Below are 16663 nucleotides of genomic sequence, written 5' to 3'. Positions count from 1 at the left end.
GTGCCGCACTCGCACTGAGTAGAGAGTTCCTCGGGAAGGACGATCACGCTTCGCCGCGGCAGCCCGCGGCCGCCGGACGGGCTGTTCAGTGGCGCTCGTCGTGGAACTCCATGCTGACGGAGGTCCACGGGCTGGTGCTGGTGCCGCGGAAAGCCGAGGAGGCGCCGAGCAGCTGGGAGCGGCGGCCGAGCCCGCCGCCGCTGCGCAACCGGATTCTGCCCGCCGGGTGGTCGGTGGTGGCGCCGAGCCGGGAGGCGGGCTGCTTCCAGAGCTGAACGAGGTCGGTGGTGTTCATCGAGGGGTTCCTTCCACTGATGTTCTCGGTGGTCTGTGTCAGGTGGCGCGAAGCCCGGCGTCAGGGGTTCCGGAGCCGTCCGCGGCTCCGACCCGGAGCCGGGGCGGGACGGGTTCGGGGTCCGGCGCCCGCAGCAGCAGCGTCGGAGCGACCATGTCGGCGAAGCCCAGCCGCAGCAGGCCGAGGCCGTGGCCGGCCAGGCCGGTGAGCAGGCCGGGCGCCGGGATGCCGCCGCCGACCGCGAGGTGCGGGCCGCGCCGGACCGCCCCGGCGGCCCGCACCCGGAGCACCGCACCGGCCGCTGTCCGGTGCGGTAGCTCCAGCAGGCCCCACTCGCCGTGGCAGAGGCTGCCGTCCGGCACCGGTCCGGCGTCCGCGAGGTGCCCGAGGGCCGCAGCGACGGCCGCAGCCAGCGCCGGATCCGCCATCGCCCTGGGCCGGTCGGCGACCGCCAGCGCCACCCCCGCCGCGCCGGTGCACCAGGAAAGGTCGGCGCCGGCGGACGGCAACCCGGCCACGGCGGAACGCAGCGCGGCCAGCCCTGCCCGGCGGTACTGCTCGCCGCCCCCGGAGCCCGCGAAGCCGAGCAGCGCCCAGCCGACCCCGGCGGCGCCGGTGGCGAAGCCCGGTGCAGCCGGGACGGGCTCGGCGACGAGCCGGTCGGCGCAGGCGTCCACGCCGCGCCGGAGCTCGGCCGACGGGTGCGCCCGGTGCGCGGCCAGCAGCGCGGCCAAGCCGCCCGCCGTGCCGTCGAGCACGCCGATCGACCGCTCGGCCCCGGCGGCCCGGACGGTCAGCGCGGCCGCCGGCTCGACCAGGTCGCGCAGCCCGGCGTCGTCCAGCACGGCCGAGACCCGGGTGAGCGCGTACAGGATGCCGCCGAGCCCGGTGAAGCCGCCTGAGCCGACCACGCCGAGATCCTCGTCCGGGAGCGCGGCGAGCCGGTCCAGCAGCCGCGGCAGCGGGCGCAGCGCGTCGCGTGCCGTCCCGGCGTAGCGGTCCATACCGGTGAGCGCGGCCAGCTGGGCGAGGAAGAGGGCGACGCCGGAGTACCCGTGCCCCAGGTCGGCGCCGCACGGCCCGAGTCTGCGGTACCGCTCGCCGAGCAGTTCGACGCCCAGCCAGTTCGCTCGGCCCCGGCTCCGGTGGGCCTGCTGGACCAGCAGGTCGCCGAACTCCCGGGCGGCGGCGAGCAACTGGTCGGGGGGCGGCGGCCCGGCCTGCCCGGCGGCTCGCGCACCCGGCCCGGCCGTCCGGGGTCCGGGCACCGCGGCGGGATGCGCCGGCACCACCGTCCGGCAGGCCAGCGCCGTCCGGATGATCCGCTCCTGCCCGGTGAGGTCGGCCTCGTCCATCGCCGCGAGGCGCGCCGCCACCCGGGCCAGTCCGGGCCGGTCGAGGGCGCCGGGGATGTGGGCGCCGGTGCCGCTCCACAGGTCGGTGCGGCCGGGGCGGGCGGTGAACAGCGGCACGTCGCCGTCCCGCAGCTCGGCGATCTCGTGGTCGAGCAATCCCGGCCAGCCCGGGTCGTCCACCGCGTCCGTGCCGAGCAGCCGCAACAGTTCCTCCCGGTCACGCGGCTCGCGTAACACGTCGGGGTGGGTGGCCTCGGCGAGGACCGTCACGTAGACCTGGGTGGCACGGGTCACCACCCTGACCTCGTCGTCGGCGAAGCGGCGCAGCAGGGCGGGCAGCTCCTGCCGGTGCGTCATGAGCATGCGGTAGCCCGCGCGGAAGCCGGCCACCAGCGCCTCGGTGTGGGCGGCGGGCTCGGTTTCGGCGCCGGCCAGCCGGGGGCGGTTGGCCCCGGGGCGGACCGCGCCGGGCCGGCGGACCAGCCGCATGGCGTCGGTGCCCGCGGCCTCCCAGGCGACCGTCTCGATCGGCGAGCGGCGGTCGGCGCCGCCGCCGAGACCGGAGAGGTCGAGCGCGTCCCCGTCCCCGAGCACCAGCTGGGGCAGCAGGCCGATCCGCTGCACGGACGCGTCCAGCGCGCGGCCCGCCGGGTCGTCGGCAGCGGGGTCCTCGGGCAGCGGCGGGTGGAAGAGCGTCTCCAGGTCCACCAGCACCGGGTGGTCGGCGCAGGCGATCAGGTTCTCGTGGTGCAGGTCGGTGAGGTCGAGCATGTGGGCGAGCGCGAGCAGCGCGCCCAGGCGCGTGTAGAACCGGTCGAGTTCGGCCGGCGAGGCGCAGGGGCGGGCCTCGATCAGCTCCGACCAGCCGTGGTCCGGACGGGTCAGCAGGGCGGGTGTGCGCAGTCCGGGTGTCTCCGCGCGGGCGTTGCACCAGTCGACCAGTTCGCCGAAGTGGCGGTCGGCCGCGAGTGGGCGGGGCTTGTACACCACCCGCCTGCCGTCGGCGAAGCGCAGCACGGCGACGCGGCGCCCGCGCCGGTGCACGTCGCCGGCAGTCCGGTCCACGGCGACCAGCGGGCCGGGGTCGTGTCCGGCCAACAGCCGCGCGACCAACTCGGCGCGGTCCTCGGCGTACCGGTTGAGCAGCTCGGCCATGGCCGCGATGGCGTTCGCGCAGCTGCGACCGATCAACTGGGCCAACAGGGGGTACTCGGTGAACAACCGGACCAGGCCGGCCCTGGTCCCTGTGCCGGCGACGAAGTCGCGGAACCTGGCCTGCGGGGTCGCGCCCGCCAGGCGTCCCTCTACCCGGGCCACCTGCAGCTCCAGCACCAGCGTGCGGGCTGCCTGGCCGCCCAGCGCGGCGGCCGTGGTCGCGGTGAAATCCCGGATGATCGCGGCCAGTTCGCTCGACCGGCCGACGCCCGGGTCGAGCCCGGAGAGCAGCCGCCGCCCGGCCAGCTCGGCGAACGGCGCGAGTACGACGGCGAAGCCGGCCGTGCCCGGCAGCGGCCCGGACGTCGGGACCGGGTCGCCGGGCGCGCCGGCGAGGGCGGCCTCGACGAACTCGGCCGCATCGCGGTCCCGCCGCTCCTGGGACTGCGCTGGCGCCAAAGCCGGGAGCGACCCGGAGGGGGCGGTCGGCCCGGCTGCTGCGAACGCATCGTTGGCGGTCACGACGCAGAGCCTGTCAGCCGGCTCGGTGGCCGCGCAAGAGCCGGAAATCTGCCGGAAATACCCTACCGGGACTGGCGCCGCCGGTGGTTGACGAGACGTCGCGGGGCGGGCCGGTCGGGCTGCCCTTGGAACGACCCGCCGTGCTCGGTTCCGGGGCCGCCGGGCGCGGGTACGTGAACCGCCTGGACCAGGACGCGCGCGTCGGCTTGCCGGCCGCCCAGTTCCTGATCCGGCCGAGAGCCGCTCACTGTGCGAAAGGGCCGCGCCGCCCTGTCTGTTCGACGGCCTGGAAGAGATCGTCCGCCGCTTCCCCTCCGCCGACCCGGCCGTCCTCCACCTGGGCGGCACGCAACTGCCCGGCGGCTTCGTGGTGACCATGGACGGCGCGCAGGGAGCGGAACTCGCCCGGCGCCTGGACCCCCGCCGGGTGCTGCCCGTGCACTACGACGACTACACCGTCTTCCGCTCACCGCTCGATGACTTCCTGACCGAGGCGCACCGGCTGGGACTGGACGAGCGGCTGCTGTCCTGCCCCCGGGGCCGGCACGCACGCCTGGTCCCGGGCGGCGGCCGGCCTACCGTCGGCTGAGAGGCGGCGCGCCCCCGCACGCGGCGCCCCGCCACGCGACCATGCCGGGGGCGAGGACCCCGCCCGCCCGCGCGGGGGAGCGAGCCGGTGCCCGGGTCAGGGCCCGGCGGCGACTGCGGGGAGGCCTGGTGGGGTGGGGCTCAGACTGCTGGTGCGCCGACGCCGGCGCAGGCCGAGGAGCCGGCCAGGGCTGGCCCGGTTCGGGTCGGTGTGACTGCGCCCGCGATGGGACTACGGCATCCGAGCAGTTCACAACGTGCGTTGCGCCATGAGTACTGACGTTGGCGAGTCTCGCCAGATACCGCGCTCAGTCACACCGGCCGGCGCAGTTTGCGAACGGCCGCCGTTCTTTGCGAGCGAGCCGCTACGCAACCAGGCCGCCACTGATAGTGATGGTTGCCCACGGATTCTCATGCGGATTACGAAGTGGTGGCCGATGTCAGGGGTCTGTCGACTTCGGCGGTACTGCTACCTGCGACGATTCGCCGGTGAGCTATGACCTTGCTGTGTGGGCCGGTAAACGTCCCCTCGACAACCACCAAGCGGGCTCGACATACGACGAACTCTATGTGCGCTACCTGGAATCCGACGACGTTGTCGCGCCTCCGGCGCCGCCCATTGCGCGCTACGTGGAAGCGCTTGGGGAGCGGTACCCGGACGACGTAGATCGCAGTGTCGTATGGGCATCACCGCCGGTCATCGAGGAGGCATCGGGGCCGATCGTGTACCTGCTCATGTCCTGTGGCAAGGCTGAGGAAGTGTCCGAGTACGCCGCCTCGCTGGCTCACGAGCACGGTCTCGTCTGCTTCGATCCGCTGGGAGAATGCCTCCGGCCTTGAACCGCCTGTTCGCTCTGAGGGCGGACCAGAGGAAGCTGGCTGCGAGGAGGAGGCCGACGCGGGCGGGACAGGGCGGCCGATCTGTCACTCGAACAGGTGACATTCGCTCCGAGGCGGAAGGTACAGCAGCGGCACGAGTCGTTCTCCGGCTGGACCAAGACCTTCACCGACCCCAGGCTTTGCGCTGCGATCGTCGACCGCCTCACCTTCGGCGGCAACATCATCGAGACAGGAACCGATTCCTACCGCCTCGCCACCACCCGAGCCCGCGCCGACCCACTATCACGCACCAACTCGTTGGTCGCCACCGTAACCGGGGAACTCCCCCGGGGGTCCAGATAGACTGGATCACGTGCGGCGGCGTCGGAGCGAGCCGCCGGGACGCCGCACGGCTGGGGGTCGTCCGGGCTGTCTTTCCCGACACCCCGCGGTCAGCCGTTGAGGTTCTGCATCAGCTCGGGGGCGTAGCGGTCGCCGGAGACGATGCCGCTCGGGGCGACGGCTTCGATGGCGGCCACGTCCTCATCGGTGATCGTCACGGTGGTGGCGGCGACGTTCTCCTCCAGGTAGCGGCGCCGCTTGGTGCCGGGGATGGCGACCGCGCCCTGGTGCAGCACCCAGGCGAGAGCCAGCTGGGAGGGCGAGACCTGCTTGGCGGCGGCGATGCGGCGGACCTCGTCGACCACGGCCAGGTTACGGGCGAAGTTCTCGCCCTGGAAGCGAGGGTCGGTGCGGCGGAAGTCGTCGGCGGCGAAGTCGTCCGGGCTGGTGATCGCACCGGACAGGAACCCGCGTCCGAGCGGCGAGTAGGCGACCAGGCCGATCCCGAGCTCGTTCAGGGTGGCCATGACCCCGTCGTCCTCGATGCCGCGCTCGAAGAGCGAGTACTCGGTCTGGACCGCCGAAATCGGGTGGACGCAGTGGGCGCGGCGAATGGTCTGCGGGGCGACCTCGGACAGGCCGACGTAGCGGACCTTGCCTGCGGCCACCAGCTCACCCATGGCGCCGACGGTCTCCTCGATCGGCACCTGCGGGTCGACCCGGTGCAGGTAGTAGAGGTCGACGTGATCGGTGTCCAGGTGACGCAGGGAGCGATCCAGGGAACGACGGATGTACTCGGGGCGCCCGTTGAGGCCGACGAGCGTGCCGTCGTCGGTGAACTCGACGCCGGTCTTGGTGGCGACGACGGCCTGCTCGCGGCGGCCGGCGAGGGCCTTGCCGAGGAGCTGCTCGTTGATGAACGGACCGTAGCCCTCGGCGGTGTCCAGCAGGGTCACGCCCAGGTCCAGGGCGCGGTCGATGGTGGCGAGGGACTCGGCCTCGTCGGTGCTGCCGTAGAAGGCGCTCATGCCCATGCAGCCGAGTCCTTCGGCGGAGACGGTCAGGCCCTGGCTGCCGAGGGTGCGGAGTTCCATGGTGATCTTCCTTGCTGTTGCGGGTCGTCCCGCGGTGTGTGACTGGTTGGTTGTGTGTGCGGTGCGCTGCGGCCCTCGGCCCGAAAGCGGGTGCGGCCGGGCGCCGGTCGCCGGTCTGGTCGGGCGGGGCGCGGCGGCGGTGTGGCGCAGGCGGGCGGGGATGCTGTGCGGCTGGTGCGCCCGGCGTCGGCGGTGCACCCACGTGGGAGGCGGGGCGGTCAGCGCACCCAGGTACCCGTGAGGGTCTGGACGGCGGAGCCGTCGAGGTCGGCGAGGGTGGTGGCGACGAAGTCGCGGGCCCACTGCGAGGTCTGGATGCGGAAGAGCGGGCGGGCGCCGGTCAGGGCGTCCACGACCGGGGCGGCTGCCTCGGCCGGACTCTGGGCGTTGTCGAACGACTGCCGGGTGCGGGAGATGTAGGCCTCAAGCGCCGGGGCGTAGGGCCCGGCGGCGGCGAGCAGCGTCGGGACGTCCAGGCCGAGATTGGCGACGAACTCGCTCGCCACGGCGCCCGGCTCGACCACGGTGACATCGACGCCGACGGTGGCGGCGACCGGTGCGAGGGACTGCATGAAGCCCTCGACGGCGAACTTGGCGGCGCAGTACGCCTCGTTGAAGGGCTGGCCGACGACGCCGCCAACGCTGGTGACGGTGATCACCCGACCCTTCGAGGCACGCAGGTGCGGCAGGGCGGCCCGGGTCACCGCCACCACGCCGAAGAAGTTGACCTCCATGGCCGCGCGGACGTCCTCGAGGCTGCTCTGCTCGATGGTGCCGACCTGGGCGGCCCCGGCGTTGTTGACCAGCCCGTCCAGGCGGCCGTGCTCGGCGACGACCTCGTCCACACAGGCGGTGATGCCGGCGGAGTCGGTCACATCCAGGCGCTTGACCTGGATCCGGTCCGCGACACCGGCCTCGGCGGCGGCCCTGAGCAGGGCCTCGGCCTTGCCGGTGTCGCGCATGGTGGCGATGGTCGCCCAGCCCGCCCGCGCGGTGCCGATGGCGGCGGCCAGGCCAATACCGGAGGACGTACCGGTGATCAGAACTGTCTTCGGGGAGGTCATGAGGGTCTTCCTTGCTGAGGAGCACAACGGGCGGCCGACACCCGTAACCGGGGAGTTCCCCAGTTATCCGTCACGGTAAGCGGAGAACTCCCCGGTTGTCCAGCTAGACTGGTCCCCGGATGAAGGGAGCAACCTTGACCAGCAAGCCGACCGTGTTGCGCGCCGATGCCCGCCGCAACCGGGAACGCATCCTCGAAGCGGCCGTGCGCGCCTTCTCCGAAAAGGGCCCGGACGTCGCGATCGACACGATCGCCAAGGCCGCAGGCGTGGGCTCGGCCACGCTCTACCGCCACTTCCCCACACGCGAGGCACTGGTCGAGGCGGCCTACCGCAACGAACTGGCCCGTGTCTGCGACAGCGCCGCGAAGCTGCTCGCCGACCATGCACCGGACCGGGCGATCCGCCTGTGGATGGACGACTTCATCGACTACCTGGCCGCCAAGCAAGGCATGGCGGACGCACTCCGGGCCGCGGTCGCATCCGGTGCCGACCCCTTCGCCGAAACCCTCGACAAGCTCGGCTCCGCGCTCGGCACCCTGCTGCACGCCGGCGCCGAGGCCGGCCTCCTGCGCCCGGACATCGACCCCTTCGATGTCGGCTTCAGCCTGGCCGGCGTCGCGCTGATCACCAGCGCTCCCGACCAACGCGAACGGGCCGGACGCCTCCTCGACCTGCTCCTCGACGGCCTCAGATACGGAGCAAACGGGCCAGCGTCCAGCCCGTGACCCCGCTCCGGCCGCGTTCGCCCGGCCGCCGCTTGGGGCGGGATCGCGTGGACAGAGAGTCCCGCTGCTCGCGGCGTGGTCCAGCACCGAGAAGGCGGGCTGCCCGCCGGCCAGGCACTGCTTGGAACGGACGCCGTCCAGAACAAGGTGCATCGCGGACAGAGGGACGCCTGCCGTCAGGCAGTCCGGGCGATGGCGGCCTCAAGCGATCAGCAGACTGCCCGATACTCAACTCGACGTCATGGTGCTCCGCTGCCTCTGCGGCGCCACCGCCGGGAAGGCCTCCTGTCTCCTCGGCGTGCCGCCGGCCGCCGTACGGTCCGACGAGCGTCACGCCTACCGCTTCCTGGAGAGCGCCCCCATCCTGCCGCCCGAGACCGAAGGATCCACCACGTGACAGCACGTGAAGAAATCCTGTCCAGGGCATTCCTGATCCGCGACCGCGCCGTACCACGCGATGCCGTCCTGCCCAGCCAGGCCGAGCACTGCCCACACACCGCTGTCCGGCCGGTCAAAGCGGGCGAGGCGGCGTATGCGACCCACCGACCAGGTACCCGAGTCCACGAGCGCGATGATTCTGGCCTGCGTCTGCACCTGACCGACACCGACGTCGGCGCCCGCTTCCGGTGGCCGCAAGCGACGCGGCGCCTCTCGCGCTGTGCCGTGGGTTCCCGAGCGGATGGGTGGACCGCCACACGATGAGCTTTCCTGGACAGCCACGGAGACACACGGCCGACTGAGCACGGCTGCTCAATGCGGTCATTGCGAGCGCAAACCCGAGCGGATTGCCGGCGACCTCCTGGACGTTGGCTCCGGGACCCGGACACGTTCGAGAGCCGCGCTCCGCATCACGTCCGACAGCAGGGCGGACGCCGGCACGGTGAGTTTCGTAACGCGCGCGATTCACCGGTCATCTGATCGATGTCACGGGCAGCCACACGGGCCATTCTCACAGCATGACTGACACCCCCCGCCCCCATTCCGCAGAACGCGAGCGCGGTTCCGAGCCCGCCGACGGACCGGCCGGTGCAACCCGCAGAACCGTCATGGCCGCCCTCGGCGGTGCGACCCTCGGAGCGGCCGCTCTGGGGCTGACGGCCGGACCGGCGACCGCGACCGCAAACGGGAACAATGGTGCCCAGCCCCCGACCCGGCCGGCCGCCGACTGCGTCCTCACGCCCGAGCAGACCGAGGGGCCTTACTACCTGGACCTGGAGACGGTCCGCAAGAACATCACCGAGGGCAGGCCCGGCGTGCCTCTCACCCTCCGCGTCAAAGTGATCGACACCACGACCTGCTCTGCACTGCCCGGCACGGCCGTCGACATCTGGCACTGCGACGCACTCGGCGTCTACTCCGGATATGAGGCAGGCGGCTCCACCCCGGACACGACCTTCCTGCGCGGCGTGCAACTGACCGACTCCACCGGCGTCGCGGAGTTCACCACCGTCTACCCTGGCTGGTACGTCGGCCGGGCCCTCCACATCCACGTCAAAACCCATGTCGGCGGCACTGTCACCGAGGGTAGGTACCACGGAGGCCACGTCTCCCACACCGGCCAGCTCTACTTTCCGGAAACGTACAACAGCAGGGTCGCCACCCTCGCCCCCTACCGGAGCAATACGGCCACCCGCACGCTCAACGCCAGGGACGGCATCTACCGCAACGGCGGGTCCTCCACCCTGCTGACTCTTACGCAGATCGGCAGCGACCTCGCCAAGGGAGTGCTCGGCACCGTTGTGCTCGGCATCGATCCCGACGCCGTCCCCTGAGGCTCCCGGCCGAGCGGTAGCCGGTTTGCTTTGCGGCAGCGACGCCGGCTACCGCCGCTGCGATGCCGGCCGCCCACTCTTGCCGCTGGTCGTCGCGTGTCGGAATGGGTCGTCGCAGGAACCAGGACCGCAGGAAAAACGTACGGCCCCTCAGCGGTGCCCGAGTTGGCTCACGGCCGCACTGCGCGCGAAGGAGGGGATGACGGACTCGAGGACTTCGTCCAGGGAATGGACGGCCGGGTATCGGGGATGACCGAGGCATGACATGCGAGTCGTGCGGCGCACCGCTGACCGGTGGACCGCGCCGCGGTCGACCGGCTCGCTACTGCTCCGACGCATGCAGACAGCGGGCGTTCAGGCAACGGTCGGCGCGCCGGGATTCCCGCCGGGCGCAGACGGCTGCATCACCGCCCCCATCAAGCGATGCCTCCGCGACCGCCCAGGTCCGCTGCCTGCCACGGGCCCTCGACTCCTTCGTGGGCCGACGGGCTGAGCTGTCGCGACTGGCCACCCTGCTGAGGACGTCGCGGCTCCTGACCTTGACCGGTGCCGGCGGAGTCGGCAAGACACGGTTGGCGCTGGAATTCGCCAAGGGTCTGCCCGGCCGCCACGGGCGGGTCGACCTGGTCGAACTCGACGCGCTGCATGACGGCGCTACGCTCGCACAGTCCGTCGCCGCCGCGCTGGCCGTGGGGGAACGGGCAGGACGATCCGGTGCCGACGTCCTGGTTCACGCGATCGGCGACGCCCGTCGGCTGTTGATCCTGGACAACTGCGAGCATCTGGCCGAGCCGTGCGCCCGACTGATCGCGACCTTGCTGAGTCACTGCCCTCGGCTACGGATCCTGGCCACCAGTCGAGAAGCCCTGCGGGTACCCGGGGAGACGGTGCTCCGGGTCGGTGAGCTGTCGCTGCCATCGGCCGATGCCGGAGACGACCCGGACGTCCTTCTGCGGGCAGACGCCGTCCGGCTGTTCGTCGAACGTGCCGCGAGTTGCTCACCGGGATTCACGCTCCAGCGCGGAAACGGTCGGACGGTGGCCGAGATCTGCCGCAAACTGGACGGCCTTACGCTCGCCGTCGAACTGGCGGCCCGCCGGGCTGGAACTCTCCCGCTGGATGACATCCTGGCGGGACTGGGCGACCAGATGTCTTCGCTGTCCCTCCTAGCAGGCGGACACAGGACCGGTCCCGGGCGTCACAGCGAGCTGGCCGCCGCGATCGACTGGAGCCATCGACTGCTCGATCCGGCCGAACAGGCGGTCTTCCGGCGTCTTGCGGTCCTCGGTGGCGGATTCGACATGGCTGTGGCGCGGACGGTCTGCACCGGTGCCGGTATCGCACCGGCGCAGATACTCGGCATCCTGTGTGCCCTGGAGGCCAAGTCCCTGATCACACGTCACTCGCAGGCCAGGACGGCACGCTTCAGACAGCTGGGCCCCATCCGCGCCTACGCCCTGGAGTGTCTGCGCGCATCCGGCGAGCTGCACGCCACCAGGCGCCGGGTCCTCGAGTGGCTGAACGGGCTGGCCGACCGAGCCGGCGACGAGGTGTTCCCCGACCAGGCCGGCAGCCCGCTGGCCGTGGAACGGGACAACCTCGCGGCGGCTCTCGCCGGCGCCACCGTCCGTGACGGCGCCTCGCTCCCACGGCTGAAGCTTGAACTGGCGCGGGTGCACTACGAGCAGGAACAGCCGTCAGCCGCCCATGCGCTGCTGACGGGACTGCTGCGGGAAGGCGGCGGCCGGGCCCTCGGCGGGGCGGTACCAGCGCTTGCCGCGCGCGTGGCCTGCCAGCGAGCCGACCTGGCACAGGCACTGAGCCTCGGCGAGCGGGCGGTGGCCATGGAGCGCACGCGCCATCACCCCGCCGGACTTGCCAACGCCTTGGACGCGCGGGCCGCGGCGCGGCTGTGCCGCGGGGAATTCGGCGCGGCCGTCGCCGATCTGCGCGAATGCCTGGATGTCGTCGCCACGCTGGGCACACCCAAGGACACCGCCTGGTGCACCCATCACCTGGCCTGGGCGCTGCTCCAAGCGGGCGGGGAAATGGAGGCCGACGCACTCATGTCCCGCTGCCTGCCCGTGCTCAGAGCTCACGCCCCTTGGAGCCGGGTCGCCGCCGCCTTGCACACGGCGGGCGCCGTACGGCTGGCTCAGGGGCATCTGGAAAGTGCCGAGGCGCTGTTCGCCGAGGTACTGCGGATCGTCCCCGAAACAAGTGTTCACGCGCTCTATCCGGTGGAGGGCTTGGCCCTCGTGGCCGCCGAGAGCGGCGACATGCGGCGAGCGCTCCTGCTGTACGAGGCAAGCACGCAGGCGCGTCGCCGTCTCGACACTGTGTCCGAGGCTCCGTGGCGACGCCAGGTGGAACGAACGGTGGCTCGTGCCAGGACAGGGCTCCCGGCGGCTGCTCGGGACGCCGCGGTCAGCGGCGGCCGTCGGCTGCGCGGGAACCGGCTTGTCGCGTACGCACTGCGGACAAGGAGCGGCGACCACCGGACGAGGACGGATGCCGGGGAGGTCGTCGACGACCGGTCCACGCTCACCGGAAGGGAGTTCATGGTGGCGCGGCTCGTCGCCGACGGGTTGACCAACCGGCAGATCGCAGAGCGGCTCGGTCTTTCGGCACATACGGTCGCCACACACCTTGACAAGGTGCGCGACAAGCTGGGCATGCGGTCACGCACACAGATCGCCCTGTGGGTGGCCACACGGACCAACGCCGAGGACCCGTACGGGTGACCGATCACCGACAGTCGTCGCTCACGGTTCCTTCCCAGCCGCGGCCGCCGTCACCGCGCCGGCCACCACCCGCACCTTGACGTTGCTGCGCTGGGACACACCTCCACCAAGATCTCCCAGGCGTCTTCGGTGGTTGCCCAGCGATGGCAGACGTGCACGTGCGGGGCGACGCACTCTCCGCAGGCCGCGTTCCGCCGCAGGTGCAGGTCGACCAGGGTGCCAAAGGGTGTTGCAGGAGGTTCGGTGGCCGGCATGTCTCGGTGATGGCTGGCCTGCTGTTTCGATCCGCCATGGCGAGGTCGTGCATGGTGGCTACGGCCTGGACGGCGTGGTGGAGGCCGTCGCCCCTCTGGAGAACCGGTAGTCGCGTGAGGAGGCCGCGACCTGCCGGTCCCGGACCGGGATCAGGGTGCCGTCAACGATCCACAACCGGTCGGCGCCCGGCACCGGGCTGGGCGCCGGCTCCAGCGCCGTCCTCGGGTGCCGGACCGGCAGGCACTCTGCGGGATCTTGTTCGTGCTGCATACCGGGATCCAGTGGGAGTACCTGCCGCAGGAGCCGGGCTTCGGCTCCGGGATGACTTGCCGGCGGCGTCTGGCCGCGTGGAACGATGCCGGTGTGTGGGACCAACTGCATCTGGTGCTGCTGAAGAAGCTGCGGGTCGCGAAGAAGCTGGACTGGTCGCGGGCGGTGATCGACTCCTCCCGCGTCCGGGCCGCTCGACGGGGCCCAAAAGCGGGCCCAGTCCGGTCGACCGCGCACGTCCGGGCAGCAAGCACCACCTCATCGTCGACGGCCAGGGCATCCCACTCGCCGTCTCCCTGACCGGCGGCAACCGCAATGACGTCACCCAGCTGCTGCCTCTGCTGAAGAAGATCCCGTCCGTCGCCGGCCTGGTCGGACGGCCACGCAACCGACCCGACACCCTCCTGGGCGACCGCGGATACGACCACGACAAATACCGCCGTCTCGTCTGGGCACTGGGCATCAAACCCGTGATCGCCCGCCGCGGCGTCCCGCACGGATCCGGCCTCGGAGTTCACCGCTGGGTTGTGGAGCGGACCATCGCCTGGCTCCACGGCTTCCACCGACTACGCATCCGCTGGGAACGACGCGACCCACGAAGCCCTTCTTGGCCTCGCCACCTGCCTCATCACCCACCGACACGTCCAACGCCTTTGTTAGGCCCTCTTACTCATCGTGCATGCCTCCCGAGTCCTGCTGGGTCCCGGGATCCTGCTGCTGAGTTCCGGGATCCTGGTTCTGGGTCCCGGTCTCTGGCTGATGGGTGGGATCCTCCTCCTCGGTTCCAGGATTCTCATGCTGCGTCCCGGGATCCCGCTGCTGGGTTCCAGGACGGTCTTGCGGATCCGATGCTCCTTCCCCGCCACTCGCGCACTGATCCGCCGTCATGCCTTTGTCGATCACTCCATCGCCGTCGGTGTCCACCCCGATCGCGTCGATCACTCCATCGCCGTCGCTGTCGCGGACCATCGTCTCGAATCGACCGTCGCCGTCGCGATCCTGGACCCCCTCGTCCGCCAAGCCGTCCCCGTCGGTGTCCCAGTACTCGCATGTCTGCGCGGGGGCCGCGGAGACCTCCGCGACCGGGCCGACGGCTATCCCCAGAGCCATCGCGGCCGACGCTGCGCCACACGCTACGATCCTGCACTTCATCGGGGCCTCCACTCCTCAAAGAGAAAGAGCAGCTCCGACGTGCCGGGCGAGCGCGTCGGCGCTGCCGCTCTTCCATGCTGCGCCGCGGACGAAGGCTCTGTCGAGTAATCCCGACCCGCAGGGCGGCCCCGCCCACCGAACGGGACTTGTGTAATTTTCAACAGTGTTTCGGCCGAGCCAGCGCCAGGGGGAGGCCACGGCGGCGCTGTACACGACGAAGATCGCCGTGTACGAGCTCGTGGGTCGCGCTGTACGTCATCACCACGAACCGCGTCCCCGGTCGGCCGGCATCGGCCTGGGTAGCCAAGACCTGGCGACGCCCGCTTCGGGAGTCAGCTGCCGACGCTCACCTGGACCGCGAGTGGCTGACCTTGACTTCTATCGGCCTCGAAGGCGTCGTTTTCGAGGGTTTGGACAGCAGCTACGAGTCGTCGGTGCGCGGGTGGCGAAGTGCAAAATCAGGATGAATTGCATCTGCCGCAACACTCCACCGGGGATGAAATAAGCAATTTACGCACGTCAGACGCCACGGGCGCTACCGGAAGAAGAGGGCCGCCTGACCTGCAGGCAACAGTGCACCCATGATGTGGACCCTGCCGCAGCGGGTGCTTGCCGTCGCCGTGGACCGTGCCGACCTGCCGCCTGGATGGGCGGCAGAGCCGAAGTCATGGGCAGGGTTTGGCCTCGTCCGTTGGCCACGATGGAGGTGAGAGCGGGAGCCCTCCGGCATGAATTCCCCGACCCTGTGGCGGCGTCAGTTCTGGCAGTTGCACCCCGACGCGGTCTTCGCCCCGGTCAGGGAGGGTACTGGCCGTGGTCGACGGGTGCCGAGTGTGCACGAAGCAGAGCCGTCGACGCGGGCCCATGCGAGGTGGAGGAGCCTGTTGCCTGCATGCGGATCCTGGTCACAGTCGGGGTTCCTACGGGGTGTGCACGTCGCCCTCGCGGTAGAGGACCAGGTGTTCGTGGAAGAGGACGCCGTCGCGGACGTCGCCGGTGGCGGTGAAGCCGGTGTCATCGGCGTAGTCGATGTGGTTGCCGGTGACAGTGTAGTTGCCGGTGTAGGCGCTGCGGCGGTTGCCGCGGGCTTCGTCGTAGCGGCCGTCGGGCAGCAGTTCCTGGCGGATGAATCCGTCGGCGGTCACCCACATTCCGACGTACGGGTGCGGGTCGCGGGGCGTGTCGTTGCTGGTCATGGCTCTACGATCGGCCCGGCGGCCGGGGGTAACCAGGCCGCCGTCTCCCCAGGTGAGAGCTTCCTGGGTGCCGCACACCCAGCATCGCGAGTGATGGGGCCCTTCATGTCGTGCAGCAGCGGAGCGGGCCGTTCGGAACCTTCCCCGTGGCTGCTTCGTCGTACGCGGCGGGACGGATCGTGGGTGCCGGACACCTGGGATAACGGCGGCCTGGTTCCGTTTCCACCGCGCGACGAACCTGGTGGTCAGGCAGCTGCTGTAGCTGCCGAACACTCGCCTCGGACCCGCACCGGCACTCATTTCGCGCAGTGGGGAAACCGACGAGGCGACTCCACTGAGGAGCATGCAATGAGCAGCACCGACACCGGCACCGGCACCGTGAGCTGGAACCCCGAGGCCCTCGACGAGATCATCTCGAACGACGAGGGGCGGCCCGTCCTGTTCACCAACGCCCGCGTCGTGACGATGGATCCGCTGATCGGGACCATTACCGGCGCAGACCTCCTGTTCGTCGGTTCCCTGGTCGTAGGGGTCGGCCCCGCCATCATCACCGCGGCGGGGGACGACAACGCCATCGTCGTCGACTGCACCGGCCTGACCATCGCCCCCGCCGTCGTCGACACCGTCGCGCTGGCCGGCGGCCGTGGCCAGCGCTCGGAGTACGTCGCGACGCTGACGCCGGGCAACACCCCCGACTTCCTCGTGGTGCCCGACGAGCTCGCCGCGAACGTGCCGAGTGCGGTGGCCACCCTCATGACCCGGCCGGAGCAGGTCCGCGCACTTGTCGCAGCCGGCCGGCCGGTCCTGTGGGCCGGCAGCGACGTCCCCGGCCGGGCCACCGCCCCTGAGACGGGCATCCCGGCCGCCGCGGACCTGACCGGCAGCCCGCGCGTCGGCGTCTGGATCGACAAGAACGACTTCCTGCACCAGGAACTCACCGCCGACGGCCGCTACGACGAGACCCGGGGCGGGCGCCCGCACGCCTACCAGGGCCGGTACTGGATCGACGGCCACCGCATCGACTACCTGGACGACCTCGGCTTCTGGGCCTACGGAGAGTTCCAGGGCGACGAACTGCACCACGCCGGACACGTGATGAAGCTCGGCTGACCCTCCCCCCGGTCGGCGCTCCCACGGTCCCGATCCTGGGTGCGCGACACCTGGGGAAACCGCGGCCTGGTTGCCCTGGCGCGCGAGACCGAGGCTGGGATTCGAACAGTAGCTGGAGGCCGCCGTGAAGCTCGCCGGGGAGATCCGTTCCTCCGGCGTCGCCGTCACCCTCGTCGTCCACGAACACAAACGACTCGGCCGCGGC

Annotated in this window: 13 protein-coding genes and 3 pseudogenes; 9 read left to right on the top strand and 7 right to left on the bottom strand. The window is 71.3% G+C overall.

The features are described from left to right. Nucleotides 1-85: 85 nt before the first annotated feature. Nucleotides 86-295, bottom strand: a complete 210-nt coding sequence (locus ACZ7DL_RS30195; RefSeq protein ID WP_470778918.1) for a hypothetical protein — start codon at nucleotides 293-295, stop codon at nucleotides 86-88. A 38-nt stretch (nucleotides 296-333) separates the two neighbouring features. After that, on the bottom strand, nucleotides 334-3327 hold the full coding sequence (locus tag ACZ7DL_RS30190; RefSeq protein WP_470778916.1) for a type 2 lanthipeptide synthetase LanM family protein: 2994 nt from the start codon (nucleotides 3325-3327) through the stop codon (nucleotides 334-336). A 376-nt stretch (nucleotides 3328-3703) separates the two neighbouring features. Here ACZ7DL_RS30190 and ACZ7DL_RS30185 point away from each other — a divergent pair, with 376 nt between their 5' ends. From ACZ7DL_RS30185 to ACZ7DL_RS30175, 3 genes and pseudogenes are all read left to right on the top strand, one after another. Next, nucleotides 3704-3916: a hypothetical protein gene (locus ACZ7DL_RS30185; RefSeq protein WP_470778914.1), complete on the top strand. Its 213-nt coding sequence runs from the start codon at nucleotides 3704-3706 to the stop codon at nucleotides 3914-3916. A gap of 488 nt (nucleotides 3917-4404) precedes the next feature. Next, nucleotides 4405-4755 carry a hypothetical protein gene (locus ACZ7DL_RS30180; protein ID WP_470778912.1) on the top strand — a complete coding sequence of 117 codons (351 nt, stop codon included), beginning with the start codon at nucleotides 4405-4407 and terminating at the stop codon, nucleotides 4753-4755. Nucleotides 4756-4887: 132 nt separating this feature from the next. Further along, a pseudogene (locus ACZ7DL_RS30175) lies at nucleotides 4888-5097 on the top strand (ATP-binding protein); the annotation flags it as partial. A gap of 89 nt (nucleotides 5098-5186) precedes the next feature. Here the strand turns inward: ACZ7DL_RS30175 and ACZ7DL_RS30170 are convergent. Together ACZ7DL_RS30170 and ACZ7DL_RS30165 are read right to left on the bottom strand one after the other, a co-directional pair. Then, nucleotides 5187-6170: an aldo/keto reductase gene (locus ACZ7DL_RS30170; RefSeq protein WP_470778910.1), complete on the bottom strand. Its 984-nt coding sequence runs from the start codon at nucleotides 6168-6170 to the stop codon at nucleotides 5187-5189. Nucleotides 6171-6388: 218 nt separating this feature from the next. Beyond that, complete coding sequence (locus ACZ7DL_RS30165; RefSeq protein ID WP_470778909.1) at nucleotides 6389-7234, bottom strand: SDR family oxidoreductase; 846 nt, start codon at nucleotides 7232-7234, stop codon at nucleotides 6389-6391. 134 nt (nucleotides 7235-7368) lie between these two features. Here ACZ7DL_RS30165 and ACZ7DL_RS30160 point away from each other — a divergent pair, with 134 nt between their 5' ends. From ACZ7DL_RS30160 to ACZ7DL_RS30145, 4 genes are all read left to right on the top strand, one after another. Then, entirely contained in the window at nucleotides 7369-7959 is a 591-nt protein-coding gene (locus ACZ7DL_RS30160) for a TetR/AcrR family transcriptional regulator (RefSeq protein WP_470778907.1), read from the top strand. A 241-nt stretch (nucleotides 7960-8200) separates the two neighbouring features. After that, complete coding sequence (locus ACZ7DL_RS30155) at nucleotides 8201-8356, top strand: hypothetical protein (protein WP_470778905.1); 156 nt, start codon at nucleotides 8201-8203, stop codon at nucleotides 8354-8356. A gap of 559 nt (nucleotides 8357-8915) precedes the next feature. After that, nucleotides 8916-9731 carry an intradiol ring-cleavage dioxygenase gene (locus ACZ7DL_RS30150; protein ID WP_470778904.1) on the top strand — a complete coding sequence of 272 codons (816 nt, stop codon included), beginning with the start codon at nucleotides 8916-8918 and terminating at the stop codon, nucleotides 9729-9731. A 260-nt stretch (nucleotides 9732-9991) separates the two neighbouring features. Continuing rightward, nucleotides 9992-12475 (top strand): ATP-binding protein, encoded by a 2484-nt coding sequence (locus ACZ7DL_RS30145; protein ID WP_470778903.1) that lies wholly within the window; start codon nucleotides 9992-9994, stop codon nucleotides 12473-12475. Nucleotides 12476-12826: 351 nt separating this feature from the next. Here the strand turns inward: ACZ7DL_RS30145 and ACZ7DL_RS30140 are convergent. Then, nucleotides 12827-12955: pseudogene (locus ACZ7DL_RS30140) on the bottom strand (IS5/IS1182 family transposase); the annotation flags it as partial. On the opposite strand from ACZ7DL_RS30140, the pseudogene ACZ7DL_RS30135 reads away from it, so the two are divergent. Next, nucleotides 12914-13660 (top strand): annotated as a pseudogene (locus ACZ7DL_RS30135) (IS5 family transposase); the annotation flags it as partial. The pseudogenes ACZ7DL_RS30140 and ACZ7DL_RS30135 overlap by 42 nt on opposite strands. 6 nt (nucleotides 13661-13666) lie before the next feature. On the opposite strand, the gene ACZ7DL_RS30130 reads toward ACZ7DL_RS30135, so the two are convergent. Next, the gene (locus tag ACZ7DL_RS30130; RefSeq protein WP_470778902.1) at nucleotides 13667-14152 is read right to left on the bottom strand and encodes a hypothetical protein; all 486 of its coding nucleotides are present in this window, start codon (nucleotides 14150-14152) and stop codon (nucleotides 13667-13669) included. Nucleotides 14153-15072: 920 nt separating this feature from the next. Then, entirely contained in the window at nucleotides 15073-15348 is a 276-nt protein-coding gene (locus ACZ7DL_RS30125) for an Atu4866 domain-containing protein (RefSeq protein WP_470778900.1), read from the bottom strand. Nucleotides 15349-15696: 348 nt separating this feature from the next. On the opposite strand from ACZ7DL_RS30125, the gene ACZ7DL_RS30120 reads away from it, so the two are divergent. Continuing rightward, nucleotides 15697-16458: an Atu4866 domain-containing protein gene (locus tag ACZ7DL_RS30120; RefSeq protein WP_470778898.1), complete on the top strand. Its 762-nt coding sequence runs from the start codon at nucleotides 15697-15699 to the stop codon at nucleotides 16456-16458. Nucleotides 16459-16663: the final 205 nt, after the last annotated feature.

Source organism: Streptomyces sp. NPDC036984, from assembly GCF_055607665.1.
The sequence above is the reverse complement of the archived record's forward strand: the minus strand, read 5'-3'. Positions and strand labels throughout refer to the sequence as shown.

Bases quoted from the DNA above. Each gene is read 5' to 3' on its own strand.
- ACZ7DL_RS30195 (WP_470778918.1), bottom strand. From the start codon at position 295: ATGAACACCACCGACCTCGTTCAGCTCTGGAAGCAGCCCGCCTCCCGG.
- ACZ7DL_RS30185 (WP_470778914.1), top strand. From the start codon at position 3,704: ATGGACGGCGCGCAGGGAGCGGAACTCGCCCGGCGCCTGGACCCCCGC.
- ACZ7DL_RS30170 (WP_470778910.1), bottom strand. From the start codon at position 6,170: ATGGAACTCCGCACCCTCGGCAGCCAGGGCCTGACCGTCTCCGCCGAA.
- ACZ7DL_RS30165 (WP_470778909.1), bottom strand. From the start codon at position 7,234: ATGACCTCCCCGAAGACAGTTCTGATCACCGGTACGTCCTCCGGTATT.
- ACZ7DL_RS30155 (WP_470778905.1), top strand. From the start codon at position 8,201: ATGGTGCTCCGCTGCCTCTGCGGCGCCACCGCCGGGAAGGCCTCCTGT.
- ACZ7DL_RS30150 (WP_470778904.1), top strand. From the start codon at position 8,916: ATGACTGACACCCCCCGCCCCCATTCCGCAGAACGCGAGCGCGGTTCC.
- ACZ7DL_RS30145 (WP_470778903.1), top strand. From the start codon at position 9,992: ATGACATGCGAGTCGTGCGGCGCACCGCTGACCGGTGGACCGCGCCGC.
- ACZ7DL_RS30130 (WP_470778902.1), bottom strand. From the start codon at position 14,152: ATGAAGTGCAGGATCGTAGCGTGTGGCGCAGCGTCGGCCGCGATGGCT.
- ACZ7DL_RS30125 (WP_470778900.1), bottom strand. From the start codon at position 15,348: ATGACCAGCAACGACACGCCCCGCGACCCGCACCCGTACGTCGGAATG.
- ACZ7DL_RS30120 (WP_470778898.1), top strand. From the start codon at position 15,697: ATGAGCAGCACCGACACCGGCACCGGCACCGTGAGCTGGAACCCCGAG.